This window comes from Pseudomonas sp. SP16.1, assembly GCF_052682975.1.
On record NZ_JBQYFZ010000001.1, the window covers coordinates 2,003,030 to 2,028,471 of the forward strand.

The 25,442-nt window shown below is 66.5% G+C and carries 18 protein-coding genes; 3 read left to right on the forward strand and 15 right to left on the reverse strand.

Annotated elements, in window-relative coordinates; all coding sequences use genetic code 11:
* Positions 1–51: 51 nt before the first annotated feature.
* From ACUTAF_RS09745 to ACUTAF_RS09815, 15 genes are all read right to left on the reverse strand, one after another.
* Positions 52–588 (reverse strand): nitrous oxide reductase accessory protein NosL, encoded by a 537-nt coding sequence (locus ACUTAF_RS09745; protein WP_445579756.1) that lies wholly within the window; start codon positions 586–588, stop codon positions 52–54.
* A 43-nt stretch (positions 589–631) separates the two neighbouring features.
* Positions 632–1,462 (reverse strand): ABC transporter permease, encoded by an 831-nt coding sequence (locus ACUTAF_RS09750; RefSeq protein WP_445579757.1) that lies wholly within the window; start codon positions 1,460–1,462, stop codon positions 632–634.
* The gene (locus ACUTAF_RS09755) at positions 1,459–2,382 is read right to left on the reverse strand and encodes an ABC transporter ATP-binding protein (protein WP_445579758.1); all 924 of its coding nucleotides are present in this window, start codon (positions 2,380–2,382) and stop codon (positions 1,459–1,461) included. The genes ACUTAF_RS09750 and ACUTAF_RS09755 overlap by 4 nt, the downstream gene beginning before the upstream one ends.
* Positions 2,379–3,605 carry a nitrous oxide reductase family maturation protein NosD gene (locus ACUTAF_RS09760; RefSeq protein WP_445582427.1) on the reverse strand — a complete coding sequence of 409 codons (1,227 nt, stop codon included), beginning with the start codon at positions 3,603–3,605 and terminating at the stop codon, positions 2,379–2,381. Before ACUTAF_RS09760 ends, ACUTAF_RS09755 begins: the two co-directional genes overlap by 4 nt.
* Positions 3,606–3,758: 153 nt before the next feature.
* On the reverse strand, positions 3,759–5,651 hold the full coding sequence (gene nosZ / locus ACUTAF_RS09765; RefSeq protein WP_445579759.1) for a TAT-dependent nitrous-oxide reductase: 1,893 nt from the start codon (positions 5,649–5,651) through the stop codon (positions 3,759–3,761).
* Positions 5,652–5,702: 51 nt separating this feature from the next.
* Positions 5,703–7,811 carry a transcriptional regulator NosR gene (nosR, locus tag ACUTAF_RS09770; RefSeq protein ID WP_445582428.1) on the reverse strand — a complete coding sequence of 703 codons (2,109 nt, stop codon included), beginning with the start codon at positions 7,809–7,811 and terminating at the stop codon, positions 5,703–5,705.
* Between the two features lie 399 nt (positions 7,812–8,210).
* Positions 8,211–9,599, reverse strand: coding sequence for an oxygen-independent coproporphyrinogen III oxidase (gene hemN / locus ACUTAF_RS09775; RefSeq protein WP_445579760.1), 1,389 nt, complete (start codon positions 9,597–9,599; stop codon positions 8,211–8,213).
* 247 nt (positions 9,600–9,846) lie between these two features.
* Positions 9,847–10,839 carry a GTP 3',8-cyclase MoaA gene (gene moaA, locus ACUTAF_RS09780; protein WP_445579761.1) on the reverse strand — a complete coding sequence of 331 codons (993 nt, stop codon included), beginning with the start codon at positions 10,837–10,839 and terminating at the stop codon, positions 9,847–9,849.
* 159 nt (positions 10,840–10,998) lie between these two features.
* Positions 10,999–11,934, reverse strand: coding sequence for a peptidylprolyl isomerase (locus ACUTAF_RS09785; protein ID WP_445579762.1), 936 nt, complete (start codon positions 11,932–11,934; stop codon positions 10,999–11,001).
* 298 nt (positions 11,935–12,232) lie between these two features.
* Positions 12,233–13,036: a respiratory nitrate reductase subunit gamma gene (gene narI / locus ACUTAF_RS09790; RefSeq protein ID WP_445579763.1), complete on the reverse strand. Its 804-nt coding sequence runs from the start codon at positions 13,034–13,036 to the stop codon at positions 12,233–12,235.
* Positions 13,029–13,784 (reverse strand): nitrate reductase molybdenum cofactor assembly chaperone, encoded by a 756-nt coding sequence (narJ, locus tag ACUTAF_RS09795; RefSeq protein WP_445579764.1) that lies wholly within the window; start codon positions 13,782–13,784, stop codon positions 13,029–13,031. The genes narI and narJ overlap by 8 nt, the downstream gene beginning before the upstream one ends.
* A 2-nt stretch (positions 13,785–13,786) precedes the next feature.
* Complete coding sequence (gene narH, locus ACUTAF_RS09800; protein ID WP_445579765.1) at positions 13,787–15,325, reverse strand: nitrate reductase subunit beta; 1,539 nt, start codon at positions 15,323–15,325, stop codon at positions 13,787–13,789.
* A gap of 11 nt (positions 15,326–15,336) precedes the next feature.
* Positions 15,337–19,092, reverse strand: a complete 3,756-nt coding sequence (locus tag ACUTAF_RS09805; protein ID WP_445579766.1) for a nitrate reductase subunit alpha — start codon at positions 19,090–19,092, stop codon at positions 15,337–15,339.
* 65 nt (positions 19,093–19,157) lie between these two features.
* Positions 19,158–20,573, reverse strand: coding sequence for a NarK family nitrate/nitrite MFS transporter (locus ACUTAF_RS09810; RefSeq protein WP_445579767.1), 1,416 nt, complete (start codon positions 20,571–20,573; stop codon positions 19,158–19,160).
* An 18-nt stretch (positions 20,574–20,591) separates the two neighbouring features.
* A complete protein-coding gene (locus ACUTAF_RS09815; RefSeq protein WP_445579768.1) occupies positions 20,592–21,854 on the reverse strand; it encodes an MFS transporter in 1,263 nt (420 codons plus the stop codon).
* Positions 21,855–22,087: 233 nt separating this feature from the next.
* On the opposite strand from ACUTAF_RS09815, the gene ACUTAF_RS09820 reads away from it, so the two are divergent.
* From ACUTAF_RS09820 to ACUTAF_RS09830, 3 genes are all read left to right on the forward strand, one after another.
* On the forward strand, positions 22,088–23,890 hold the full coding sequence (locus ACUTAF_RS09820; RefSeq protein WP_445579769.1) for a HAMP domain-containing protein: 1,803 nt from the start codon (positions 22,088–22,090) through the stop codon (positions 23,888–23,890).
* Positions 23,887–24,522: a two-component system response regulator NarL gene (gene narL, locus ACUTAF_RS09825; RefSeq protein ID WP_445579770.1), complete on the forward strand. Its 636-nt coding sequence runs from the start codon at positions 23,887–23,889 to the stop codon at positions 24,520–24,522. Before ACUTAF_RS09820 ends, narL begins: the two co-directional genes overlap by 4 nt.
* Before the next feature lie 174 nt (positions 24,523–24,696).
* A complete protein-coding gene (locus tag ACUTAF_RS09830) occupies positions 24,697–25,419 on the forward strand; it encodes a hypothetical protein (protein WP_445579771.1) in 723 nt (240 codons plus the stop codon).
* The last annotated feature ends 23 nt before the right edge of the window (positions 25,420–25,442 follow it).

Consider the following 25,442-nt stretch of genomic DNA (forward strand, 5'->3'; position numbering starts at 1 on the left):
TCTCCTAAGCGCCGGGCCCGAGGCCCTTACGGTTGATTCGATGCCCGCCGTTCAGTGTCCGGCATGCTGGTAGTCGCTGACGCCGGCGCCCAGTTGCAGAACGTCCAGGTCGATCTCCTCGAAGCGCAGTACCCGCCCGCCTTCGCGGGCGGCCAGTGCGTGCGCCGCCTGCTCGTCGGCGAAGGACGCCAGCACCACGCCCATGGCGCCCTTGAGCCGGGTGCCGGCGACGTAGTAGGCACTGCTCGCCTCGACCAGATGCTCGTCGTCGGGCTGGTCCCAGACGCTGCGGCCCATGTCGTGGACGTACAGCCTGGCCTGCAGGTGGCGATTCTCCGGCTGCAGCCACCAGCCGATCATCTCCGCGGTGGAACAGAACTTCTTCACCCCGCCCGACTCCACGGCCTGGCCCTTGGGGCCGGGGAAATCGACGATGAGCATGCCGCACACGTGGCATTCATCACCCGGATGGAAGGCCGTCGGGGCCAGCGCCTGGGCCTGTTGTTCGGCCTCGCCGCAGGCCGTCAGCAGCAGGCCCAGCAGCAGCGCGGGCAGGGCTCGCATGGCCCTGGGATAGCTAAGGTTCATCGATGTTTCTCCTTGACGGGCATAGCGCCCCTTGCACAAGCGCTCATATCGCGCGACGCCGGAACACTGCGTAAGCCAGCAACAGCGGCACGCCGACCCACAGCAGCAGGCACAGCCACAGCACCGATGCGGCCACCGGCAGGTCGCCGGCCAGCGCCATGACCCCGGCGGGGTTGCCGCTGCCCTCGAAGCCGGACAGGTTGATCAGCCGATACACGTCGGCCGGGTTGAGCAGCAGCAGCCAGGGCAGCAGCTGCGGGTTGAACTGGCCTTCGCTGAGCACCAGCAGCGCAAGCAAGGCCAGGTCGAACACCAGCACGAAGAGAAACCACAGGCCCAGGGCCAGCCCGGCGGCGCTGGACTTTTCCCCGGCCTTGGCGCTGAGGATGTAGGCCAGGGCGAGGAACACCCAGCCGAGCAGGGTCGAGGACAGCATGAAGCGGCCGAAGGCCCAGGCCAGCAACCCCAGTTCGATGTTGTCGACCAACAGGGCGATGGCCAGCGCCGCGCAGCCGAAGCCGATCAGGGTTGCCAGCGCCAGGATCAGGCCGTGGCCGACGAACTTGCCGAGCAGCATCTGCCCGCGCCCCAGCGGATAGGTCAGCAGCAGCATCAGGGTACCGCCCTCGTCCTCGCCGACTATGGCGTCGTAGGCCAGCAGCAGCGCGATCAGCGGTACCAGGAAGGTGGCCAGGCTGGCCAGGCTGGCAATGGTCGCCGGAATCGAGGTGAAGCCCACCTGGCCGGACGCCGCGGCGCCGAGCCAGGCGATACCCACCGCCAGCACGGCGAACAACAGGCTGATGGCCAGCAACCAGCGATTGCGCAGGCCATCGCTGAGTTCCTTGCGGGCGATGTTCCAGACCTGATTCATGCTGTGGCCTCCACGTTGCGTTCCCCCGCCCGCTCCATGTAGTAGCGGTACAGGTCCTCCAGCGACGGCTGGTGGATATCGATGTCCTGCGCCTCGGCCTCGCCCAGCAGATGGCGCAGCAAGCCGAGCTTGTGGCCGTTGACCGCGACCACCTCCACCGCGCCCTCGCCCAGCGCGCGCGCCGCATGGCCAGCGGCGGTCCAGCGCTGGATCAGTTGCCGGCTGTGCTTCAGGCCGCTGGCGCGGATCAGCGCCGGCAGACCGGCCTCCTCGCGCAGGCTGGCCAGGCTGCCGACCGCCTGCAGGCGGCCGTGGGCGAGTATCGCCGCGCGGTTGATATGCGCCTCGACCCCCGGCAGCACATGGGAGCAGAGGATGATGCTGGTGCCCTGCTGGCGCAGATGGTCGATCAGCCGATACAGGTCCTGGGTGGCGATGGGGTCCAGCCCCACCGTCGGTTCGTCCAGCAGCAGCAGGCGCGGCTGGCCCAGCAGCGCCTGGGCCAGGCCGAGACGCTGGCGCATGCCCTTGGAGTAGGTCTTCACCCGCCGGTCCGCCGCGTCGAAGAGGCCGACCTGTTCCAGCAGCTCGTCGACCTGGCCAAGCGGCGCACCCTTGAGCCGGGCGAAATGGCGCAGGGTCTCGCGACCGCTGAGCTGCGGGTAGAAGGTGACGTTCTCCGGCAGGTAGCCGAGCTGGCGGCGCACCTGCGGCGCGTTCGGCGAACGGCCGAGCACGCTGACCTGCCCTTCGCTGGCCCTGAGCAGGCCGAGGATGAGCTTCATGGTCGTGGTCTTGCCGGCGCCATTATGCCCGAACAGGCCCAGCACCTCGCCTTCGCCGAGCGTCAGGTCGAGGCCATGCAGCACGGTCATGCGGCCATAACGCTGGCTTACGCCCCTGATTTCGACGGCATTCATGGCGCGGCCTCCAGCAGATCGCGGGTGGGGAGTTGCATGAGCGGATGGCTGTCCTGTACGCCCGGCGACTTCATCACCGGAAACGCCCGTTGCACCCAGCGCAGCAGCTCGATACCGGGGCTGTGCATCAGCAGGCGAACCTGCGGATACAACCAGAGCAGGCGGTCGACGTTGTCGTTGGGTTCGTAGGCCACGTCGCCCAGGCCGTCGTCGTTGCGGTCCCAGCCCAGGTAGTCGCTCCAGTAGTTGCCGCGGCCGTCCACCGACCACTCCTGGGTACGGCTGGCGACGTACTTGACCTGCTGCCGGTTGTCGACGAAGGCGTTGCCGACGATGCGGTTGTCCTCGGAGCCGGCGGTCAGGTGGATGCCCAGGGCGCTGCCCTGGAAATGATTGTGCTCGATGCTGTTGAACAGCGAGTTGTAGATGAACAGCGCCTTGCCCTCGGCGCCGGCAATCATGCTGTCGCCGGTTGCCCCGCTGCGCACCTCGCTGACGAGGTTGTCGTGCAGCGTGGAATAGGTGATGTAGTTCATCAGGATGCCGTAGTTCTCGTCCTGCTCCGAACGGTTGCCGATCACCCTCAGCTTGCGGCTCTGCATCAGCGCGTAGCCGGTGCGGGTGCGCCGCGTCAGGTTGCCGATCACCTGGTTGTCGTTGGAGAACATGTAATGGATGCCGTAGCGCAGGTCCTCCAGGGTGTTGCCTTCGAGACGGCCGCCGTTGGTGGTGTCGATGTAGATGCCGTCGCGGGTGTCGCGCACCCGGTTGCCGATCACCTGGGCACCGCGCGCGGCGTACAGGTGGATGCCGTTGCCGCGGTCCTGGGAACGCACGCTTGGGTCGCCCTGGATGGCGTTGCCGATCAGGCGGACATCATGGGTACCGTCCACCCAGATGCCGAAGCCGGGACCTTGCAGGCGGTTGTCCCTGATCACCGCGCCATGAGCCTCTTTGCCGATAAACACGGCGGCGTTCATGGCGGTCAGGTCGCGGCCCCAGTTGCGCAGGGCGCAGCCTTCGAGGACGACATCCGCGGCCTCGATCAGCAGCGCGTTGCCCTGCCCCTGGGCGTCGAGCACCGCGCCCGGCTCGCAGCGGATCTGCAGCGGCCGGTCGATGCTGAACGAACCCAGGTACTCGCCCGCCGGCAGCCGCCAGCCGCCCTCGCCGTCGGCCTGCAACGGCAACTCGGCGATGGGCTGCGGCGCGGCCTGGACCATGCCGCAGCAGAGCAGCAGCCATAGCGCAGCGGCGTGAAACGATGCAGGGCTGTTGAGTCTGGACACTGCGCTTACCTTGTTCCCGAGCCGCATCGGGCTCGCGAAATGAATGGGGCCGTGGCCCGGACGCGATCCGGACCACGGGGCTGGGTGTTACGCCGGCTCGACCAGCATGCGGCCGACCATTTCCATGTGCAGCGCATGGCAGAACCAGCTGCAGTAGTACCAGTGCAGACCGGGTTTATCGGCCACGAAGGTGATCGACGAGGTCTGCTGCGGGCTGATTTCCATGCTTGCGCCGTGGTTGACCATGACGAAGCCGTGGGACACGTCCTCGATCTGGTCGATGTTGGTGATCACCACGGTGACCTCGTCGCCTTGCTTGACGTTGAACTCGGTGATGCCATAGCTCGGCGCCATGGAGGTCATGTACACGCGCACCTTGTTGCCGTCGCGGATCACCTTGTTGTCGGTCTCCAGGTTGATGCCGTCCTTCTTCGCCATGGCCACGGTCGGGGCGAAGAATGGATCGTTGCGCTCCCAGATCTTGCGCGTCTTGATCTGGTCGCGGCGGGCCAGGATGCAGTCGTGCGGCTCGGCGTAGGTCGGGCCGTCGTGCACCAGCTTCATTTCCTCGCCGGAGATGTCGATCAGCTGGTCGTTCTCCGGGTGCAGCGGACCTACTTGCAGGAAGCGGTCCTTGGAGAACTTGCACAGCGCCACCAGCCACTTGCCATCGGCCTCGCTGGTTTCGGTCAGCGAGGCGTGGATGTGCCCCGGCTGGTACTGCACGTCGAGCTTCTGGCGGATGTAGTCGACCTTCTCGCCCTTGTAGGCACGCACCGCGTCGGCCATGTTCCACTTGACCACCTGGCTGTCGATGAACAGCGTGGTGTAGGCGTTGCCGCGGCCGTCGAAGGTGGTGTGCAGCGGCCCCAGGCCCAGTTCCGGCTCGGCGGCCACCACCTCGCGCGGGTCCTTGAGCTTGCCGGCGAACAGGTCGTCGAGGCGGGCGATCTCGATCATGGTCACGGTCGGCGACAGCTTGCCGTTGGCGATGAAGTACTTGCCGTCGGACGAGGTGTTGCAGCCGTGCGGGTTCTTCGGCACCGGGATATAGCGGGTCAGCTCGGAGCCTTCTCGGCCGTCGACCACCGGAACCTTGGAGTCGCCGAGGGTGATGAACTTGCCGGCCTTGATCGCCGTCTCGATGCGCTCGATGTTGAACACCACCACCCAGTCGCGCTCGTTGCGCATCATGCCGCCGAGGTCGTAGGCCTTCTCCGAGTTGTAGCAGGTGGCCGCGGCGTACTTGCCGGTGTAGTCGGCGTCGGTGTTGTCCAGGTTGCCGTCGACTATGACCTGGAAGGCCATCTCCATCTTCTCCGCGTCGATGGCGTTGAACAGGGTGTAGCTGTCCTTGGACTGCAGGTCGAAGTTCTTGCCGTCGTTGGGGTGCGGAATGACGAACTCGGCGTTGGCGAACACGTACTTGGTATAGGGCACCTTCTGCAGGCGCAGGCCGTGGATCGCCTGGACGTTGGGCACGGTGAGCATCTTGTCGCACTTCATGATGTCGAGGCGGATGCGCGCGACCCGGCTGTTGGCCTTGTCGTTGATGAACAGGTACTTGCCGTCGTACTTGCCGTCGGTCATGGAGATGTGCGGGTGGTGGCAGTCGCCGTTCTGGAACCTGGCGCTGTCGCCCATGATGTGCTTGCTTTCGTTGGTCAGGCCCCAGCCGGTGGCCGAGTCGACGTTGAACACCGGGATGCGCATCAACTCGCGCATCGAGGGCACGCCGATCACCCGCACCTCGCCCTGGTGGCCGCCGCTCCAGAAGCCGTAGTAGTCGTCCAGTTCGCCGGGGGCGACGTGGATCTTCTGCTGCGCGTCCTTGACCGCCGCCGCCCAGGACTCACGGCTCATCACCGCGCCACCGAAGGCCGTGGCGGCCATGGCCGCGCCGGTCACAGCGGACGCCCCGAGGAAACCGCGGCGGCTCAGGCCGGTCTGCGGGCTGATGTTCGACTCGTTGTCATTCATGGTGTCGCTCCTGTTTTGGCAGTTCTTGCAAACGGCTGAATCTCGGCGGCACTAGTCGGAAGCGGCCAGTTGCACCGTGGGGATCAATTCGGGTTCCGCCGGGGCTCTCCGGCCGCGCTTCTTGCGCTTGTTGACCAGCGGCGGGCACTTGCCGTCGTTGTGGTAGGTCATCTGGCAATCCAGGCAGTAGTGGCATTCGTTGGCGTTGATGTGCCCGTCCGGGTGGATGGCCTGGATCTCGCATTCCTTGGCGCACAGCTGGCAGGGGTCGCCGCATTCCTTGCGCCGCTTGAGCCAGTCGAACAGGCGCAGCTTGGTCGGGATCGCCAGCGCCGCGCCCAGCGGACAGATGTAGCGGCAATAGACTTTGCGGGTGAAGATGTTGATCACCAAAAGGATCACCGCGTAGAGCACGAACCACCATTGGCGGTCGAACTTGAGGGTGATGGCGGTCTTGAACGGTTCCACCTCGGCGGCCTGCTCGGCCATCGACATGGATTCCAGGGAGATGCCGAACAGCACCAGCAGGATGATGTACTTGATCGCCCAGAGCCGTTCGTGCACCGCGAAGGGCAGTTCGAACTGGCGGATCCTGAGCTTGCGCGCGACCTCGTTGATCAGCTCCTGCAGGGCGCCGAACGGGCACAGCCAGCCACAGAACACGCCACGACCCCAGAGCAGGATGCTGGCGGCGGTGAAGGTCCAGAGAATGAAGATCACCGGGTCGCTGAGAAACAGCTCCCAGCGGAAGTCCTGCACCAGCGCGTGGACGAAGGTCAGCACGTTGACCACCGACAGCTGGCCCAGGGCGTACCAGCCGATGAACACCACGGTGAACGCCAGGTAGCCGCGGCGCAGCCAGTGCAGGAAGTGCGGCTTGCGGGTGAACTTGTCCTGCAGGAACAGGATCACTGTTAGCAGCAGCAGCGCCGCCAGCACCACGCCGATCTGGAAGCTCTTCTGGTACCAGATGTTCAGCCACATCGGCCGGCTGGCCTCCTCGATCGCGGCCAGTTCCTCGTCGTTCGGCAGCGGCCGTTCGAGGTAGGCCTCGGGCAGCTGGTAGGCCAGCTCGAAGCTGGTGAACATGCCGCTGATCGGCCCGGTCTGGCGCCGCACCAGCAGCTCCAGGCTCCAGGGCGAACCGGGGTCGAAGGCCGAATGGGCGCGGACGATGAAGATCGCCATCTCGCCGAACTCGGGCATGCCCTCGGCGTAGACGTCATCCAGGCGCTGGAAGTCCATGTCGCGGAAGCTGATGGTGTCGCCGAACTGGCGCAGTTGCACCCGGTCGAAGATGCCGCCGCGCACGTAGCCCGAGCCCTTGAACGAATAGCCGCCGCTGCCCAGCACGGCGATGGCGTGCTCCCCGGGCTCGAGTTCTTCCATCAGGAAGCGGTACTGATTGTCGCCCAGCAGGTTGCGACCGACGCTCGGCGGATTCAGGTGGGCGGCGTAGAGATCGATGAAGGTTTCGCCGGCCTGCTCAGGCGCGGCCTCGTCGACGCCTTCGGCCTCGGTATCCCTGAAGGCTTCATCGACCTGGCCGCGGGTCAGGTGCAGGCGGCGGATCGCGCCGTTGCCGGTGAGCTGGGCCCAGCCGGCCGGTTCGAAGACATCCGCGCGTACGCTGGCCGGCTTGGGCTTGCTGCCGCCGTGCTCGGCAATCAGCCCCAGGGAAACCGCCACCTTGTGCGCGGCACGCATGACGATCTCGTTGACCACCATCACCGTCACGGTGGCGCCGGTGACCGCATCGACCGTCACCGCATCGGGGTCGCCGCTACGGCCGACCACCACCCGGCGGTCGGCCTCGATGCCCTGGTACTTGGCGTTGAAGGCATGCAGCTTGGCTTCGGGGATGCCGATCAGCAGGATCGGCTCGTGGTGCTCGAGTACATAGGCGTCCTGGATCACGCCCGCGGTGTCGAGGATCACCTGCATGTTGATCGACTTGCCGGAATAGGCCGGGATATCGACCACGTCCAGGCTCTGGAACACATAGCCGAGCACCCCGGCCTTTCCGCTCAGGGTACGCACCTTGAACTCGCCGTCCGGCTCGGAGACGGCAACCACCTCGGGGAAGACCTTGGCGATGCGCTGCTGCTCGATCTCGCCATAGTCCTTGGCGTGTACCGCCTGCAGCGCGGTACACAGCATCAGAATCAGCACGAGCAGCGCACGGTATCCGCAGCGGAAACCGTCGCTTCCTGAAAACCGTTGAAATCTCATGGGTTTGGTCGACGCCTGGGACTGTCGGAAGAACATGCCCCGCATGGTAGGGGGTCTGCCCCCCAACCACGCTTGACCAGAATCAAGTCGGTAGAACCTGTCGCAACTATCAGGAAAACCGCCCCCGGAAGCAGGACGCGCCCTGCCCTCCGCGCCGGTCCTATTGAACCGGCGAGCGCCTGGGCACCAGCCACTCCGGTGGGAGCCGCGCCCCGCGGCCAATGGGTCGATTCAGGCGACTGCAGGGCTTCGCCCCGGGGCGGGGCTCCCACAACGACGCTGGCGATCCGCTCCATGGAGCGGATGGCAGGGCGTGTTAACGAGCTGTCAGACCGTGCGCGAGAAGCGCCCCTTCTGCTCGCCGCCCAGGTAGGCGTCGAAGGCCATGGCCACGCTGCGCATCATCAGCTGGCCCTGGGGCAGCAGGAGCAGCGCGTCGTCGCGGATCTCCACCAGGCCGTCGGCGACCTGCTCGTCGAGCCTGGCCAGCGACTCGGCGAAGTACTCGGCGAAGACGATGCCGTGGCCCGCCTCGATCTTGGCGAAATCGACCCGCCCGTGGCACATCAGGTCGCCGATCACCTCGCGGCGCAGGCGGTCGTCGGCGCTCAGGCGGTAGCCGCGGTGCACCGGCAGCAGGCCCTGATCGATGCGCGCGTAGTACTGCGAGAGTTCCTTGACGCTCTGGCTGTAGCTGTCGCCGACCTTGCCGATCGAGGACACGCCGAGGCCGATCAGGTCGCAGTCGGCGTGGGTCGAGTAGCCCTGGAAGTTGCGCTGCAGGGTGCCGTTGGCGCGCGCCAGGCTCAGCTCGTCGTCCGGCAGCGCGAAGTGGTCCATGCCGATATACACGTAGCCGGCCGCGGTCAGGCGGGCGATGGTCAGCTCCAGCAGCTCCAGCTTGCGCTCCGGCGGCGGCATGTCCTCGCGGCGGATCAGCCGTTGCGCGCGCACCAGCTCCGGCAAATGGGCGTAGCTGTAGGCGGCAATGCGGTCCGGGCGCAGGGCGATGATCTTGCTCAGGGTGACGTCGAAGCTGGCCACGGTCTGCAGCGGCAGGCCGTAGATCAGGTCGACGCTGATCGACTTGAAGCAGGCCTCGCGCGCGGTGGCCACCAGCTCGTAGATCTGCTCCTCGCTCTGCACCCGGTTGACCGCCGCCTGCACCTGCGGGTCGAAGTCCTGCACGCCGAAACTCAGGCGGTTGAAGCCCAGCGCGCGCAGCTCATGGATGCGCTCGGGGCTGATGGTGCGCGGGTCGACCTCGATGGAGAACTCGTGGGCGTCGCTGTCGTCCATGTCGAACGCCTGGTGCAGGGCATCCATCAGCTCGGCCAGCTGCGCGCTGGTCAGGTAGGTCGGCGTGCCGCCGCCCAGGTGCAACTGGGTCAGCTTGCGCGAGCCGTCGAACAGCGCCGCCTGCATGGCGATCTCGCGCTTGAGGTAGTCCAGGTACTGCACCGCGCGATGGGTCTTCTGGGTGATGATCTTGTTGCAGGCGCAGTAGTAGCACAGGCTCTGGCAGAATGGGATGTGGATGTACAGCGACAGCGGCTTGGGTACCGCCGCCCGGTTGCTCGCCTCGGCGGCGCTGCGGTAGTCGTCCAGGGCGAACGCCGAGTGAAACTGCGGCGCGGTCGGATAGGAGGTATAGCGAGGCCCCGGGCGATCGTACTTCTCGACCAGGGCGCGATTGAAACTCAGCGATTGGGCCATGTTCGATCACTCTGAAGGGTTGCAATCTGGGCGCCATTCTACGCCCCGGCAGCGAGCCTTCACCTGATCGCGATCAATCCGTGCGCAGGGACTGGCGCCTCGGTCGATTCCAAACAATCGGGTTCCAGCCAGGCCCTGGCGTCACACACGGCGCCACGATAGATAGGGACTGATAAAAAAGGGCTGCAAAGCAGCCCAATGGGAGGGTCAAGAGTGGGACGTCTGTCCCTGGGGGCGCAGGCGGCGATCAGCCGCCGCTGGCGTTCATGAAGCGCAGCACCTGCACTTCGCCCCCGCTGGAAAATTCGTGGCGCAGCGGCTTGCGCTGCAAGGCGCCGTGGATGGCCTCGATGATCGGCGCAGCGCTGGTGGGATGGCGGCGCAGCAGGCCGCGCAGATCGATGGAATTCTCGTGGCCGAGGCACAGCAGCAGCCGGCCTTCCACGGTCAGGCGCACCCGGTTGCAGGTGGCGCAGAAGTTATGCGAGTGCGGCGAGATAAAGCCGACGCGGGTCTGCGGATGCTCCAGCAGACGCACGTAGCGGGCCGGGCCGCCGCTCTGTTCGGCGCTGTCGATCAGCGCGTGGCGCTCGGCGATCAGGGCACGCACCTCGTCGCTGGAGCAGAAGCTCTCGCCGCGGTCGCGGCCGACCACGCCCAGCGGCATCTCCTCGATAAAGCTGATATCCAGGCCGTTGGCCACGGCGTAGTCCACCAGGGCCGGCACCTCGTCGGCGTTGCGCCCCTTCATCACCACGCAGTTGAGCTTGATCCGCTCGAAGCCGGCGTCGCGCGCCGCGTCGATACCGGCCAGCACCTGGCGCAGCTCGCCGGTGCGGGTGATGGCGCGAAAGCGCGCCGGATCGAGGCTGTCCAGGCTGACGTTGAGGCGCTTGAGGCCGGCCTTGGCCAGCGGTCGGGCCAGTTTGCCGAGTTGCGAGCCGTTGGTGGTCATCACCAGTTCGCGCAGGCCGGGCAAGGCGGCGATACGTTCGCACAGGCCGACGATGCCCTGGCGCACCAGCGGCTCGCCGCCGGTGAGGCGGATCTTCTTCACCCCCAGGCCGACGAAGATCCCCGCTACCCGTTCCAGCTCCTCCAGGCCGAGCACCTGCTGGCGCGGCAGGAAGGTCATGTCCTCGGCCATGCAGTAGACACAGCGGAAATCGCAGCGGTCGGTCACCGACAGACGCAGGTAGTCGATAGTGCGGCCGCAGCCGTCGCGCAGTTGTGTGTCCATCGTCGCTCCGATAGCGGATGCAATCCGGGGATTGCGCTTACCAATTGCTCCCGGATGGTGTCCGGGCTACAGACCGTAGGGTGGATGACGCTTCACCCATCCACCGAGCGGGGCCATGGTGGATGAAAAAAGCGTCATCCACCCTACGAAATGCCGCCGTTATTGCAGCAGCGGCGAGTCGGCGCCCTGCAGCTGAATGCCCTGGATATCGGCCGCGCCGACCAGGCCCTTGATGTACTGGGCGACGCCGGTCTGCCAGACGCGCTGGTTCAGTTCGTTGCGAATCGCCGCGGCCACCGCCTCGTAGGGCAGCTGCTCACCGTCGATGCGCTGGTCCACCGTCACCAGGTGGAAGCCGTAGCGGCTTTCCAGCGGCTGCGAGTAGAGGCCGGCAGGTAGACGGAACAGCTGGCGTTCGAACTCGGGCACGGTCTGCCCCTTGCTGATCTGCCCCAGCGCGCCGCCCTGCTCCTTCGACGGGCAGGCCGAGTGCTGCCGGGCCAGTTCGGCGAAGCGCTGCGGCGCCTGCTGCAGCTCGTCGAGCAGGCCGAGCGCGCGCTCGCGGGTCTCGCTGCGGGCGTCGGCATCGTCCGCCGGACAGGCCAACAGGATATGCCGCACGGCCAGCAGCGGCGCGCTGAAGAAGCGCTGGCGATTGCCGTTGTAGAACTGCCGGCACGCCGCCTCGTCGGCTAGCGGCAACTGCACTTCCTGCTCGATCAGGCAGCGGGTGGCCGCCTCCTCCTCGCTCTCCCCGGCCTGCGGCCGCACCAGCAGGCCCAGCTCGCCGATGCGCTGTTGCAGCAGCTCGCGCACCACCAGCGCCTGGGTCGCCAGGTAGACCGCCTCGTCGCGGCTGTCCGCCGGGTGGTATTGCAGCTCCTGGGCGATGGCTTCGGGGGCGATGGTCACGCCGTTGACCCGCACCCGCGGCCATTCCTGCTCGCTGCTGGCGATCAGCTCAATCGCTGCCATGGGGGCAGGTTCGGGCAGCACTTCATGCACCGCCGGTGCTTGCACCGAGACCTCGACCGCGGGCTGATGCCCGCCACAGCCGCCCTGCCCCGCATTCGCGCCACCACATCCGCATGCCATGATCTTTACCTCTCGCATCAAATCAATTCGTGGCTGGGTGGAAGGCCCTGCCGTTCCACCCTTTCGCCGCTACTGCTCCGAGTCGGACTCGGGTTCCTGCGCATCCGCTTCCGGCGCCGGCTGCGGCGCCACTTCCTGCACCACCGGGGCCTCGGTCGCGTCGCTCACGGGTTTCTGCCCGCCGCAACCGCCCTGCCCGCCGTTACCACCACCACATCCGCATGCCATGACTGCTTTCCTCTTGGTTGAAGTGATCGATCGGGATGGCTGAGAAACGCCACAGCCATCCCCTAACTGCTCAGTTGATGTTGTCCCGCACCAGGCGCGGCGCCGGCACGTAGCCCGGCTCGGGGCTTTCCACGCGCTCATCGCGGCGCGCCATGACCGGACGCGGCGCCACCGGGCGGCTGCCCTTCTGGCGGACGATCTGGTAGCGCCGGCCCAGGTACCACACCGGTGCGCTGACGATGTGCACCAGGCGGGTGAAGGGGAACAGCACGAACAGGGTCAGGCCGAGCAGCACGTGGAGCTTGTAGACCAGGCTGACCGGCGCGATGGCGGCGGCGGCGGCCACCGGATCGAGGGTCACGGTGGACTGCGCCCAGTTGGCCAGCATCACCATCACCGAACCGTCGAGGTGGGCGGTGGAGGCGACTATGGTCAGCAGGCCGAGCACCAGCTGCGCCAGCAGGACGAACAGGATCAGGATGTCGCTGGGGTTGGAGTTGGCCCGCACCCGCGCATCGCCGAGGCGGCGCTTGATCAGCATCAGCAGCCCGATCAGGCAGAGGATGCCGAAGAAGCCGCCGGAGACCATGGCCAGCAGTTGCTTGTTGGCGGTGCTGATCACCGAGTGGTACAGCGCCTCGGGCATCAGCAGGCCGACGAAGTGGCCGGCGAGGATGAACAGCACGCCGACGTGGAACAGGTTGCTGGCGATGCGCATATAGCGCTGCTCGGCCGCGGTACGGTTGAAGATCTGGCTGGAGCCGGCCTTCCAGCTGTACTGCGACAGATCGAAGCGCGCCCAGCTGCCGATCAGGCAGACGGCCAGGGCGATATAGGGATAGACCCCGAACAGCAGGAAATTCACCTTAGACATTACGCACCTCCTGGGCCAGCGCGGCGGCCTGCCCGTCATGCTTGAAATCGGTCCAGTGCAGCGGCACCGGGCTCTCCTCGCGGGCCTTGCCCGGGCCGCTCGGCATGGATGGGCAGCGTTCCTGCTGCCCGCTCTGCAGGAAGTTCACCTGCTCCTCCTCCCAGACCTTGTCGAGGGCCTCCAGGGAGTCGTCGCGGGATTCCCCGGCGACCTGCTCGCGCAGCTCGGCCAGGGTTTCCTCCAGCGGCTGGCCGGCGATCTGCAGCAGCGCGCGCAGGCACGCCGCGTAGGGGCTGGCGCGCTCCTCCAAGCGCGCGGTCAGCAGGGCCAGCAGGTGCGCCACGTCGGCCAGCCCCTCGCGTGCCTCGAGCTCCTCGCGGGTTGCCAGGTACTCCAGATACAGCGGGATGTAGTCGGGCAGCTCGCGCACATCGATGGCGAAACCCGCCTCGGTGTACTGCGTCATCAGATCGACCATGGCCTGGCCGCGGTCGCGCGACTCGCCGTGCACGTGCTCGAACAGCAGCAGCGACAACGCCCGGCCCTTGTCGAACAGTTCGCTGTAGCGCTCCTGCGCGTCCATCAGGTCGCCGCCGGCCAACTCGTCGAGCAGGCCGACCAGCGCGATGCGCTGGGCCGGGCTGATCTCGCGGGCCACGGTGATGACGCCGGCCAGTTCGTTGTGGTTGTCGCGCAGCAGTTCGCTGGGGTAGTCCAGCAGCAGGGAGATGACTTTCAGGATGCGCATGCTCAGTCCTCCCACAGCTGCACGGTCTTGATGATGTCGCGGCGGTTGGCCTTCTTCGCACCGAACATATTGGTGTCCGAGGCGCCACTGCAGCCGCTGCCGAAGCTGAAGCCGCAACCGGAGCGCTCGGCGAAGGCGTCGCTCATGGCCTCCTCGCGGTGCGCCGACGGAATCACGTAGCGGTCTTCGTAGTTGGCGATGGCCAGGTAGCGGTACATGTCCTCCACCTCGGCGACGCTCAGGCCGACCTCGTCCAGCACCTTGAGGTCCTGGCGCCCCTCCACCTGCTCGGCGCGCTTGTAGGCACGCATCGCCAGCATGCGCTTGAGGGCACGCTTGACCGGCTTCTCGTCGCCGGCGGTGAGCAGGTTGGCCAGGTAGCGCAGCGGGATGCGCAGGCTGTCCACGTCCGGCAGCACGCCGTTCATGGCCACCTGGCCGGCGGCCGCGGCGTTCTGGATCGGCGACAGCGGCGGCACGTACCAGACCATCGGCAGGGTGCGGTATTCCGGGTGCAGCGGCAGGGCCAGCTTCCAGTCCACCGCCATCTTGTACACCGGCGACTTCTGCGCGGCGTCGATCACCGACTGCGGCACGCCGTCGGCCAGGGCCTGGGCGATGACCTTGGGGTCATGCGGGTCGAGGAAGATCTCCAGCTGCTTCTCGTAGAGGTCCTGCTCGCTGGCGGTGCTCGCCACCTCGGCGATACGGTCGGCATCGTAGAGCAGCACGCCGAGGTAGCGGATGCGGCCCACGCAGGTCTCGGCGCAGACGGTCGGCATGCCGGCCTCGATGCGCGGGAAGCAGAAGATGCACTTCTCGGATTTGCCGCTCTTCCAGTTGAAGTAGATCTTCTTGTACGGGCAGCCGCTGATGCACATCCGCCAGCCGCGGCACTTCTCCTGGTCGATGAGGACGATGCCGTCCTCTTCGCGCTTGTAGATCGCGCCGCTCGGGCAGGACGCCGCGCACGCCGGGTTGAGGCAGTGCTCGCACAGGCGCGGCAGGTACATCATGAAGGTGTTTTCGTACTCGCCGTAGATGTCCGCCTGGACCTTGTCGAAGTTCTTGTCCTTGCGCCGCTTGGCGAATTCGGTGCCGAGGATTTCCTCCCAGTTCGGCCCCCACTCGATCTTCTCCATGCGCTGACCGGAGATCAGCGAGCGCGGCCGGGCCACCGGCTGGTGGTTACCCAGCGGCGCGGTGTGCAGGTGCTGGTAGTCGAAGTCGAACGGCTCGTAGTAGTCATCGATCGAGGGCATGTCCGGGTTGGCGAAGATATTCGCCAGCACGCGATACTTGCCGCCGATCTTCGGGTTGATCGAGCCGTCGGCGTTGCGCACCCAGCCGCCCTTCCATTTGTCCTGGTTCTCCCACTCCTTCGGGTAACCGATCCCGGGCTTGGTCTCGACGTTGTTGAACCAGGCGTATTCCATGCCTTCGCGGCTGGTCCAGACGTTCTTGCAGGTGATCGAGCAGGTATGGCAGCCGATGCACTTGTCCAGGTTCAGGACCATTCCAACTTGGGAACGAATTTTCATCTCTGCTCTCCTCACTCGATCTCAGTCGGCAACGGTTGCGGCAAGTCGTTGCCATTGGGGCCGTCGAGCCAGTCGACCTTGGCCATCTTGCGTACCACGACGAACTCGTCGCGGTTGCAACCGACCGTGCCGTAGTAGTTGAAGCCGTAAGCCTGCTGGGCGTAGCCGCCGATCATATGGGTGGGCTTGAGCACCACGCGGGTCACCGAGTTGTGGTGGCCGCCGCGGTTCTTGGTGGTCTCGCTGCCGGGCACGTTCACGATGCGTTCCTGGGCGTGGTACATCATCACCATGCCTTCCTTGACCCGCTGGCTGACCACCGCGCGGGCGGTCAGGGCGCCGTTGGCGTTGAAGCACTCGATCCAGTCGTTGTCCTCGATGCCGGCGCGCTTGGCGTCGATCTCGCTCATCCAGACGATGGGCCCGCCGCGGCTGAGGGTGAGCATGATCAGGTTATCGGTGTAGGTGCTGTGGATGCCCCACTTCTGGTGCGGGGTAATCCAGTTGAGGACGATCTCCGGGTTGCCGTTGGACTTCTTGCCCTTGACGTAGTCGATGGTGCGGGTGTTGATCGGCGGCCGGTAGCTCATCATCTGCTCGCCGAAGGCCTGCATCCACGGGTGGTCCTGGAAGAACTGCTGGCGGCCTGTGATGGTGCGCCACGGGATGTATTCGTGAACGTTGGTGTAGCCGGCGTTGTAGGACACGTGCTCGTCTTCCAGGCCGGACCAGGTCGGGCTGGAGATGATCTTGCGCGGCTGCGCCTGGATGTCGCGGAAGCGGATCGCCTCATGCTCCTTCGGCAGCGCCAGGTGGCTGTGGTCGCGGCCGGTGAACTCCGACAGCGCGGCCCAGGCCTTCACGGCCACGTGGCCGTTGGTCTCCGGCGCCAGGCTGAGGATGACCTCGGCCGCGTCGATGGCCGATTCGATCTTCGGCCGGCCCTGGCTGACGCCCTCCTCGCGCACCTTGTAGTTCAGCTCGCCGAGGAACTCGACCTCGTGCTGGGTGTTCCAGTTGATGCCCTTGCCGCCGTTGCCGAGCTTGTCCAGCAGCGGGCCGAGGGAGGTGAACTTCTTGTAGGTGTTCGGGTAGTCGCGCTCGACCACCGTCATGTTCGGGCAGTTCTTGCCCGGCTGCGGGTCGACGCCTGCGCTCTTCCAGTCGCTGCCGCCGAACGGCTGGGCCAGTTCGCCGGGGCTGTCGTGCATCAGCGGCACGGTTACAAAGTCCTGCTCCACGCCCAGGTGGCCGCGCGCCATGGCCGAGAAGGACTTGGCGATGCCCTTGTAGATCTCCCAGTCCGAACGCGCCTCCCAGGCCGGGTCGATGGCCGCCGACAGCGGGTGGATGAAGGGGTGCATGTCCGAGGTGTTCATGTCGTCCTTCTCGTACCAGGTGGCGGTCGGCAGGACGATGTCGGAGTACACGCAGGTGCTGGACATGCGGAAGTCCAGGGTGGTGACCAGGTCGAGCTTGCCGATGGCGCCCTCGTCGACCCACTCGGCCTCGCTCGGTTTGAAGCCGTCGCGCTTGCCGAGGTCCTCGTTCATCACGCCGTTCTTGGTGCCGAGCAGGTACTTGAGCATGTACTCGTGGCCCTTGCCCGAGCTGCCCAGCAGGTTGGAGCGCCAGATAAACATGTTGCGCGGGAAGTTCACCGGGTTGTCCGGCTGCTCGCAGGAGAAGCGCAGCGAGCCGTCCTTCAGCGACTGGGTCACGTAGTCCACCGGCGACATGCCGGCGGCCGCGGCGTCGCGGGTGATCTGCAGCGGGTTGCGGTTGAGCTGCGGGGCGCTCGGCAGCCAGCCGGCGCGCTCGGCGCGGATGTTGTAGTCGAGCATATGCTCGGGGAACTGCGACTTGTCGGCCAGCGGCGAGAGCACTTCGTGGATGCTCATCTTCTCGTGACGCCACTGGGATGAGTGGTTGTAGAAGAAGCTGGTGCCGTTCATCTGCCGCGACGGGCGGCTCCAGTCCAGGCCGAAGGCCAGCGGCAGCCAGCCGCACTGCGGGCGCAGCTTCTCCTGGCCGACGTAGTGGGCCCAGCCGCCGCCGGTCTGGCCGACGCAACCGCAGAGCATGAGCATGTTGATCAGCCCGCGGTAGTTCATGTCCATGTGGTACCAGTGGTTCATCGCCGCGCCGACGATGATCATGGAGCGGCCATGGGTCTTGTCGGCGTTGTCGGCGAATTCGCGGGCGATCTGGATCGCCTTCTCGCGCGCCACGCCGGTGATCTTCTCCTGCCAGGCCGGGGTGCCCGGCACGCTGGCGTCGTCGTAGCTGCTGGCGACGTTGGCGCCGCCCAGGCCGCGATCGATACCCAGGTTGGCGGCCATCAGGTCGAACACGGTGGCGACCTTGGCGCTGCTGCCGTCGGCCAGGGTGATCGAGCGTACCGGCACGCGGCGCAGCTGGATGGCCTCGCCTTCGGCGTGCTGGAAGTGCTCGTGGTGGATGCCGCCGAAGTACGGGAAGGCCACCTCGGCCACTTCGCCGCCATCGATCTGGCTCAGCTTGAGATCGACCTCGCGGCCTTCACCGCCCTCCTTCGCCTCGATATTCCACTTGCCCTTCTCGCCCCAGCGGTAGCCGATGGAACCCTGCGGCGACACCAGTTCGCCGCAGGCGTCCACTGCGATGGTCTTCCACTCGGGGTTGTTGGCCTGGCCGAGGTTATCGGCGAGATCCGAGGCGCGCAGGAAACGGTCGGCGACGAAGCTGCCGTCCTGCTCGTTCAGGCGCACCAGCACCGGCAGATCGGTGTAGCGCTTGGCGTAGTCGCGGAAATACTCGCTCGGCTTCTCCAGGTGGAATTCCTTGAAGATGACGTGGGCGAAGGCCTGGGCCAGCGCCGCATCGGTGCCCTGCTTGGGGTTGAGCCAGAGGTCGGTGAGCTTGGCCACCTCGGCGAAGTCAGGGGTGATGGCCACGGTCTTGGTGCCCTTGTAGCGCACCTCGGTGAAGAAGTGGGCGTCCGGGGTGCGCGTCTGCGGCACGTTGGAGCCCCAGGCGATGATGTAGTTGGAGTTGTACCAGTCGGCCGATTCCGGCACGTCGGTCTGCTCGCCCCAGACTTGTGGCGAGGCCGGCGGCAGGTCGCAGTACCAGTCGTAGAAGGACAGGCACACGCCGCCGATCAGCGACAGGTAACGGCTGCCCGCCGCGTAGCTGACCATGGACATCGCCGGGATCGGCGAGAAGCCGACCACGCGGTCCGGGCCGTACTGCTTGACGGTGTAGACGTTGGCCGCGGCGATGATCTCGTTGACCTCATCCCAGCTGGAACGGATGAAACCACCCATGCCGCGCTTGCTCTTGTAGGACTCGGCCTTGGCTTTGTCCTCGACGATGCTGGCCCAGGCTTCCACCGGCGCCAGGCTGCGGCGCGCCTCGCGCCACAGTTTGAGCAGCGGCTTGCGCACCTTCGGGTACTTCAGGCGGTTGGCGCTGTAGATGTACCAGCTGTAGCTGGCGCCGCGCGGGCAGCCACGTGGTTCATGGTTGGGCAGGTCGTTGCGGGTACGCGGGTAGTCGGTCTGCTGGGTTTCCCAGGTGATCAGGCCGTTCTTCACGTAGATCTTCCAGGAGCACGAACCGGTGCAGTTCACCCCGTGGGTGGAACGCACGATCTTGTCGTACTGCCAGCGCGAGCGGTAGACGTTCTCCCAGTCGCGGGATTCGATGCGGGTCTCGCCGTGGCCGTCGGCGAACTCGCCCTGCTTCCTCTTGAAGAAGCGCAGTTGGTCGAGCAAGTGGCTCATTTTTTCTTCCTCTCAGGCTGAGCGCGGGCGGCCCCGCGCTCGTCGTTAATCGGGGTTGGGACCGTCTAGCAGGGCGTCTCGGCGCCCTTGCGCGAATACCACCACCAGGTGACCAGGATGCAGCTGACGTAGTAGCCAACGAACAGGTACAGGGCGAACTCCGGCCCGCCGGTGAGGGCGATGGAACTGCCGAAGGACTTGGGAATGAAGAAGGCGCCGAAGGCCCCGATGGCCGAGCTGAAGCCGAGCACCGCGGCCGACTCCTTGCCGGCTTCCTTCAGTGCCTGCTCGCGGGCGGCGGCGCCCTTGCCGGCGCTGGAGCGCTCGTGCAGGGTGCGGAAGATCACCGGGATCATGCGGAAGGTCGAACCGTTGCCGATGCCGGTGGTGACGAACAGCAGCATGAAGATCGCCAGGAAGCCGTAGAAGTTGCCGCCCTGCCCGCCTTGCGGCAGGAAGGCGATCACGCCGAACACGGCGCCGATCATCACCACGAAGTTCCACAGGGTCACCCGCGCGCCGCCGAGCTTGTCCGCCACCCAGCCGCCGAGCGGACGCACCAGGGCGCCGACCAGCGGGCCGAGGAAGGCGAACTGCAGGGCGTTGACCTCCGGGAACGAATGCTTGATCAGCAGCGGGAAGGCGGCGGCGAAGCCGATGAACGAGCCGAAGGTGGCCAGGTACAGCCAGCACATCAGCCAGTTGTGCTTGCGCTTGAAGATCACCGCCTGCTCGGCGAACGAGGCGCGCGCCGAGGCCAGGTCGTTCATGCCGAACCAGGCCGCCATGGTCACCGCCACGATCAGCGGCACCCAGATCAGCCCGGCGTTCTGCAGCCACAGTTGGCTGCCGTCGGCCAGTTCCTGCGGCTTGCCGCCAACCGCGCCGAACAGGCCGAAGCCGATCACCAGCGGCACCAGGAACTGCATGGTCGACACGCCCAGATTGCCCAGGCCGGCGTTCAGGCCCAGCGCCGTGCCCTGCTGGGCCTTGGGGTAGAAGAAGCTGATGTTGGACATCGACGAGGCGAAGTTGCCGCCGCCGAAGCCGCACAACAGCGCGATGATCACGAACACGCTGTAGGGCGTGGCGGTGTCCTGCACCGCCATCGCCATCCACAGGCAGGGGATCAGCAAGGAGGCGGTGCTCAGCGCGGTCCAGCGGCGCCCGCCGAACACCGGCACCATGAACGAATAGAAGATGCGCAGGGTGGCGCCGGACAGCCCCGGCAGCGCCGCCAGCCAGAACAGCTGGTCGGTGCTGAAGGCGAAGCCGATGGCGTTGAGGCGCACGATCACCGTGCTCCACACCATCCACACGGCGAACGCCAGCAGCAGCGCCGGGATGGAGATCCACAGGTTGCGGGTGGCGATGGTCTTGCCGACCGATCCCCAGAAGTGGGGATCCTCGGGACGCCAGTCCTCGATCACCGGACCTTGCCGCGGGGGGGTGCCCAGCGCGGGATTCTTGATTGCCGACATGCTCGGTCTCCTCGAACGTCAGGATGCGGAATTCATGGGGCCGAGGGAGCCGGCGCCCATAACCGGGGTTTTGCGAACCTCGCTGAAGTACATCCAGATCAGGGAGACCCAGACCACGCCGTACAACAGCATGAAGGCGGAAGAGCGCACGCCGGTGAGATCCACCAGGGCGCCGAACAGGATCGGCAGGACGAAGCCGCCCAGGCCGCCGGCCAGGCCGACGATGCCGGACACCGCGCCCATGCGATCGGGGAAGTCGTTGGCGATGTACTTGAACACCGAGGCCTTGCCGAAGGCCCAGGCGATGCCCATGACGAACATCAGCAGGGTGAACAGCCAGACGTTGAGGCCGATATGGAAGGTGCGCGGGCCGTCGACCGTGTGCACGGTGAAGTCGGTCTGCGGGTAGGACAGGATGAACAGGCAGATCCAGCTCACCCACATCACCCACCAGGTCACGCTGTGTGCGCCCCACTTGTCCGACATCCAGCCGCCGATGGCGCGCAGCAGGCCGCCCGGCAGGGAGAAGCAGGCGGCCAGCAGCGCCGCGCTCTGCAGGCTGAAGCCGTATTCCTGCACGTAGTACTTGGTCATCCACAGGGCCAGGGCGACGTAGCCGCCGAAGACGATCGAGTAGTACTGGCAGTAGCGCCAGACGCGCGGGTCCTTCAGGGTCTTGAGCTGTTCGCCCAGCGACACGCTGCTCGGCACCCGGTGCGCCTTGTTCTCGTAGGTGAAGAACCAGAACAGCAGCGCGGTGACGAACATGATCGCCGAGTAGACCTTGGGCACCATCTGCCAGCTGGCCGCGGCGATGATCGCTGGGGCGAGGAACTTGGTCAGCGCGGCCCCCGCGTTACCGGCGCCGAAGATGCCCATGGCCAGGCCCTGGCTGGACTTTTCGAACCACCTGGCGACGTAGGCGATACCGACCGAGAAGGAGCCGCCGGCCAGGCCGACGAACAGGCCCAGGGCGAGGAATTGCCAGTACCGGGTCGCCTCGCCGATCAGGTAGATCGGCGGCACGCAGGCCAGCATCAGCAGGAAGAACACGATGCGCCCGCCGAAACGGTCGGTGAGCATGCCCAGCGGCAGGCGCACCAGCGAACCGGTCAAGACCGGCGTCGCGGCCAGCAGGCCGAACTCGGTCTCGTTGAGCTGCAGCAGTTCCTTGATGGGCACACCGAGCACCGCGAACATCATCCACACCATGAAGCAGATGGTGAACGCGGTGGTGCTCATCCCCAGCACCAACCCCTGTTGCACTTTGTGGCTCGCCATGAACGCTTTCCCCAAGCGGTTTTCATGGCTGCAGGCTATTGCCCGGCGCTCGCGCTCTATTGACTTGGATCAAGGAGCCACTCGGCCCTCTGGCCCTACCATGGGCGCCTCTACCACCAAAGTGGTAGAGCGGAAAATCCCGCTCAAGCCCTTTAAAATCAATGCGTTAGATAAGAAAAGAGCCTTTCCGGAAAGCCCCTTGCAGGCTGCCGAACTCTTTGGAGGTAGCACAGATGCTGGACTGGCTGAAAGGCTCGTTGCCCGCCCGGGCGGGGCTCGCCGTGGTGCTGATCGCCGCGCTGGCGTTCTGCAGCGCCTTCAGCGCCGTGCTGATCGCCTGGGTCAGCGAGGACGACGCGGCAGCCATCAACACCGCCGGTTCGCTGCGCATGGCCACCTACCGCCTCAACTGGCAGCTGGAAGCCGACGCGCCGGCGGAAGCCGTCGACCGTCTGCGCCTGGACATGCAGCGTCGCCTGGACAGCCCGACGCTGCAGCACATGCTCGGTGGCGAACGCAGCGGGCCGCTGTGGACGGCCTTCGACGGCATCCAGCGGCACTGGCACGAGCAACTGCTGCCGGCGCTGCAGGCCGACGACCGGCAGGGCTTCCAGCAGAAATCCGAGGCCTTCGTCGGCCTGCTGGAACATTTCGTCATGCAGCTGCAGAAGCAGAGCGAGCGGCGCCAAGGCTGGCAGCAGAGCATCCAGGGTGCGGCGCTGCTGCTGACCGTGGTGATCCTGCTGATCGGCATGTACGAGCTGCAGAACAGCGTGATCAACCCGCTGCAGGAGCTGGTCGGTGCCACCGAGCGCTTCCGTGCCGGTGACCTCGACGCGCGCATCGAATACCGCTCCCGCGACGAGCTGGGGCAGATGGCCGACAGCTTCAACGCCATGGCCGACGCCATCGAGGAGTCCCACCGCACCCTGGAATCGCGGGTCGCGGTAAAGACGCAGAGCCTCGCGCAGAGCAACGCCGCCCTCGAGCTGCTGTACCAGAGCAGCCGCAGCATCGCCAGCAGCCCGGCCACCGCCGAACAGCTGGACGTGCTGATCGACAGCTTCCAGCGCCGCCTGCCCGGGCTGCGACTGACCCTATGTTTGAAGGGCGACCCGCAGGCGCCGGTGGAGCACCTGATCGCCCTCCACGGCAACGAGTCTCGCGAGATCTGCGCGCGCAGCGACTGCGCCAGCTGCGTGCGCCATGCAGGCCCCGGCGGCCTGAGCTTCGCCATCAGCTCGCAGGGCATCGGCCTCGGCGAGCTGCGTGCCAACTACGAGGACGGCCACCTGCCGCGCCAGTGGGAGCAGCAACTGATCCAGGCACTGGCCAACCTGATCGGCACCGCGCTGTCGCTGGAGCGCCAGCGCGAGCAGGACAATCGCCTGCTGCTGCTCGACGAGCGCACCACCATCGCCCGCGAGCTGCACGACTCGCTGGCCCAGGCGCTGTCCTACATGAAGCTGCAGGTCAGCCGCCTGCAGACCCTGATCCGCCGCGGCGAAAGCAGCGAGCTGCTGCTGGAGGTCAGCGACGAACTGCGCGAGGGCCTGAACAGCGCCTACCGCCAGTTGCGCGAGCTGCTCACCACCTTCCGCCTGCAGATCCAGGACGGCGGCATCGAACAGGCGCTGGACGACACCGCCCGCGAATTCGCCGAGCGCGGCGACCTGCAGGTGCTGCTGGAAAGCGCGCCGCTGGCCTTCAGCCTGTCGGCCACCGAGCAGATCCACCTGCTGCAGATCGCCCGCGAGGCGCTGTCCAACTGCGCCCGTCACGCCAAGGCGAGCCAGGCCTGGGTGCAGTTGCACCAGCGCGGCGAGGAAGTCGAGCTGCTGATCGAGGATGACGGCATCGGCATCGATCCCGACTTCGACAGCCGCCACCACCACGGCCTGAACATCATGCAGGAGCGCGCCCGCAGCCTCGGCGGCACGCTACTCCTGTCCCCCCGCCTGCCCCGCGGCACCCAGGTACGCCTGCGCTTCTGCCCGGGCTTTCTGCGCCAACTGACACCCGAGACTCTCGCATGAACGCCACCCTGCCCCACACCCTCGTCCTGGTCGACGACCACCCCATGATGCGCCGCGGCCTGCGCCAGCTGATCGAGCTGGAAGGCGACCTTACCGTGGTCGGCGAAGCCAACAACGGCGTCGAGGCCTGCACCCTGCTGCAGCGGCTGACCCCCGACCTGGTGGTGCTGGACAACAACATGCCGCAGCTCAACGGCGTGGAGACCCTCAAGCGCCTGCGCGAACAGGGTTTCACCGGCAAGATCCTGCTGTTCACCGTGTCCGACGCCGAGCACGACGTGCGCGACGCCCTGCGCTTCGGTGCCGACGGCTACCTGCTCAAGGACATGGAGCCAGAGCAGCTGATCGCCCGCCTGCGCGAGGTGTTGCGCGGCACCCTGGTGATCAGCCCGTCGCTGACCACGGTGCTGGCCCAGGCCCTGCGCGCGCCGCAGGGTGCCAGTTCGGCGGAGCTGACCGACCGCGAGCGCCAGGTGCTGAAGATGATCGCCGGCGGGCTGAGCAACAAGATGGTCGGCAACAAGCTCGGCATCACCGAAGGCACGGTCAAGGTGCATATGAAGAACCTTCTGCACAAGCTCGGCCTGCGCTCGCGGGTGGAGGCGGCGGTGTGGGCGCTGGAGAATCTATAGAGAGACCAAGCCGTCTTCGGAGAACGTCCTGCGCTGGCTGCACGACGGAACTTGATGAGCATCAAGGCGGCGCCGGCTCCCGGCCCTATCGTTCGGCCCGTCACAGCCCGTGGAGACCGCCATGCCCTTCGCCCCCCGCCTCGCCCGGCCCGGATCGCTAGCCGGGAGCCGGCCTTGAGCTCCCTGCTACGCAGCCTGCTGCTGCTCGGGCTGCCCGGCTTCGAGGCACCGCAGGACGCCAACCGGCGCCGGCTGAAGGCCCTGCACCTGGCCAATCGGCAGGCCCTGCTCGGCCAGCAGGCCCTGCTCTACTACCTGCTCGACGATCACGGCGTCGCCCGCCGTCATCGCCAGCACAGCCTGGAGGAACTGGAGCGCTGCCGGCGCGGGCTGCACGGGCTGGTCGAGGGCGACGCCGGCCGGCAGGTCGAGGCCCTGGCCGCGCTCTGGCAGAGCTACGGCCTGCTGCTCACGGCGGCCGGGGACGACGAGTTGCGGCGCACGGCGCTGGCTTTCGCCGAGCAGTTGTTGCGGCGTTCGCTGGAGCTGGCCGAGCGGCTCGCCAGCGCTTGCGCTTCGCCTGCCGCGTGCTGGCTGGCGCAATGCGGCCAGGTGTACGGCTACAGCCAGCACACGTTGTGCCTGCTGGCGCTGAGCGAACCGCTGGCACGACATCTGGATCGACCGGCGCTGCTGCACGATTGCCGCGAGCGCTGTCACCGGGCGCTGGTCGAGCTCGCCAGGCTGGTGTCCTGCCACGCCGAGGTTGATCGGTTGCTGCGGGAACTGGAGCTGCTGCACGAGCGTCCGCCCCACGAACCCGGCGCCCCCTGGCTGCACCAGGTCAGTACCAGCCTGCTGCTGAACCTCACGCGCCTAGAGGGTCTGCCACTTTAGAGGTAGCGCCTCCGAGGAATGGG

Bases quoted from the DNA above. Each gene is read 5' to 3' on its own strand.
- ACUTAF_RS09810 (WP_445579767.1), bottom strand. From the start codon at position 20,573: ATGTCGGCAATCAAGAATCCCGCGCTGGGCACCCCCCCGCGGCAAGGT.
- ACUTAF_RS09785 (WP_445579762.1), bottom strand. From the start codon at position 11,934: ATGGCATGCGGATGTGGTGGCGCGAATGCGGGGCAGGGCGGCTGTGGC.
- ACUTAF_RS09820 (WP_445579769.1), top strand. From the start codon at position 22,088: ATGCTGGACTGGCTGAAAGGCTCGTTGCCCGCCCGGGCGGGGCTCGCC.
- narI (WP_445579763.1), bottom strand. From the start codon at position 13,036: ATGTCTAAGGTGAATTTCCTGCTGTTCGGGGTCTATCCCTATATCGCC.
- moaA (WP_445579761.1), bottom strand. From the start codon at position 10,839: ATGGACACACAACTGCGCGACGGCTGCGGCCGCACTATCGACTACCTG.
- ACUTAF_RS09760 (WP_445582427.1), bottom strand. From the start codon at position 3,605: ATGGTCCAGGCCGCGCCGCAGCCCATCGCCGAGTTGCCGTTGCAGGCC.
- nosR (WP_445582428.1), bottom strand. From the start codon at position 7,811: ATGCTGTGTACCGCGCTGCAGGCGGTACACGCCAAGGACTATGGCGAG.
- ACUTAF_RS09755 (WP_445579758.1), bottom strand. From the start codon at position 2,382: ATGAATGCCGTCGAAATCAGGGGCGTAAGCCAGCGTTATGGCCGCATG.
- hemN (WP_445579760.1), bottom strand. From the start codon at position 9,599: ATGGCCCAATCGCTGAGTTTCAATCGCGCCCTGGTCGAGAAGTACGAT.
- narH (WP_445579765.1), bottom strand. From the start codon at position 15,325: ATGAAAATTCGTTCCCAAGTTGGAATGGTCCTGAACCTGGACAAGTGC.
- ACUTAF_RS09745 (WP_445579756.1), bottom strand. From the start codon at position 588: ATGAACCTTAGCTATCCCAGGGCCATGCGAGCCCTGCCCGCGCTGCTG.
- ACUTAF_RS09750 (WP_445579757.1), bottom strand. From the start codon at position 1,462: ATGAATCAGGTCTGGAACATCGCCCGCAAGGAACTCAGCGATGGCCTG.
- ACUTAF_RS09805 (WP_445579766.1), bottom strand. From the start codon at position 19,092: ATGAGCCACTTGCTCGACCAACTGCGCTTCTTCAAGAGGAAGCAGGGC.
- narJ (WP_445579764.1), bottom strand. From the start codon at position 13,784: ATGCGCATCCTGAAAGTCATCTCCCTGCTGCTGGACTACCCCAGCGAA.
- narL (WP_445579770.1), top strand. From the start codon at position 23,887: ATGAACGCCACCCTGCCCCACACCCTCGTCCTGGTCGACGACCACCCC.
- ACUTAF_RS09815 (WP_445579768.1), bottom strand. From the start codon at position 21,854: ATGGCGAGCCACAAAGTGCAACAGGGGTTGGTGCTGGGGATGAGCACC.
- nosZ (WP_445579759.1), bottom strand. From the start codon at position 5,651: ATGAATGACAACGAGTCGAACATCAGCCCGCAGACCGGCCTGAGCCGC.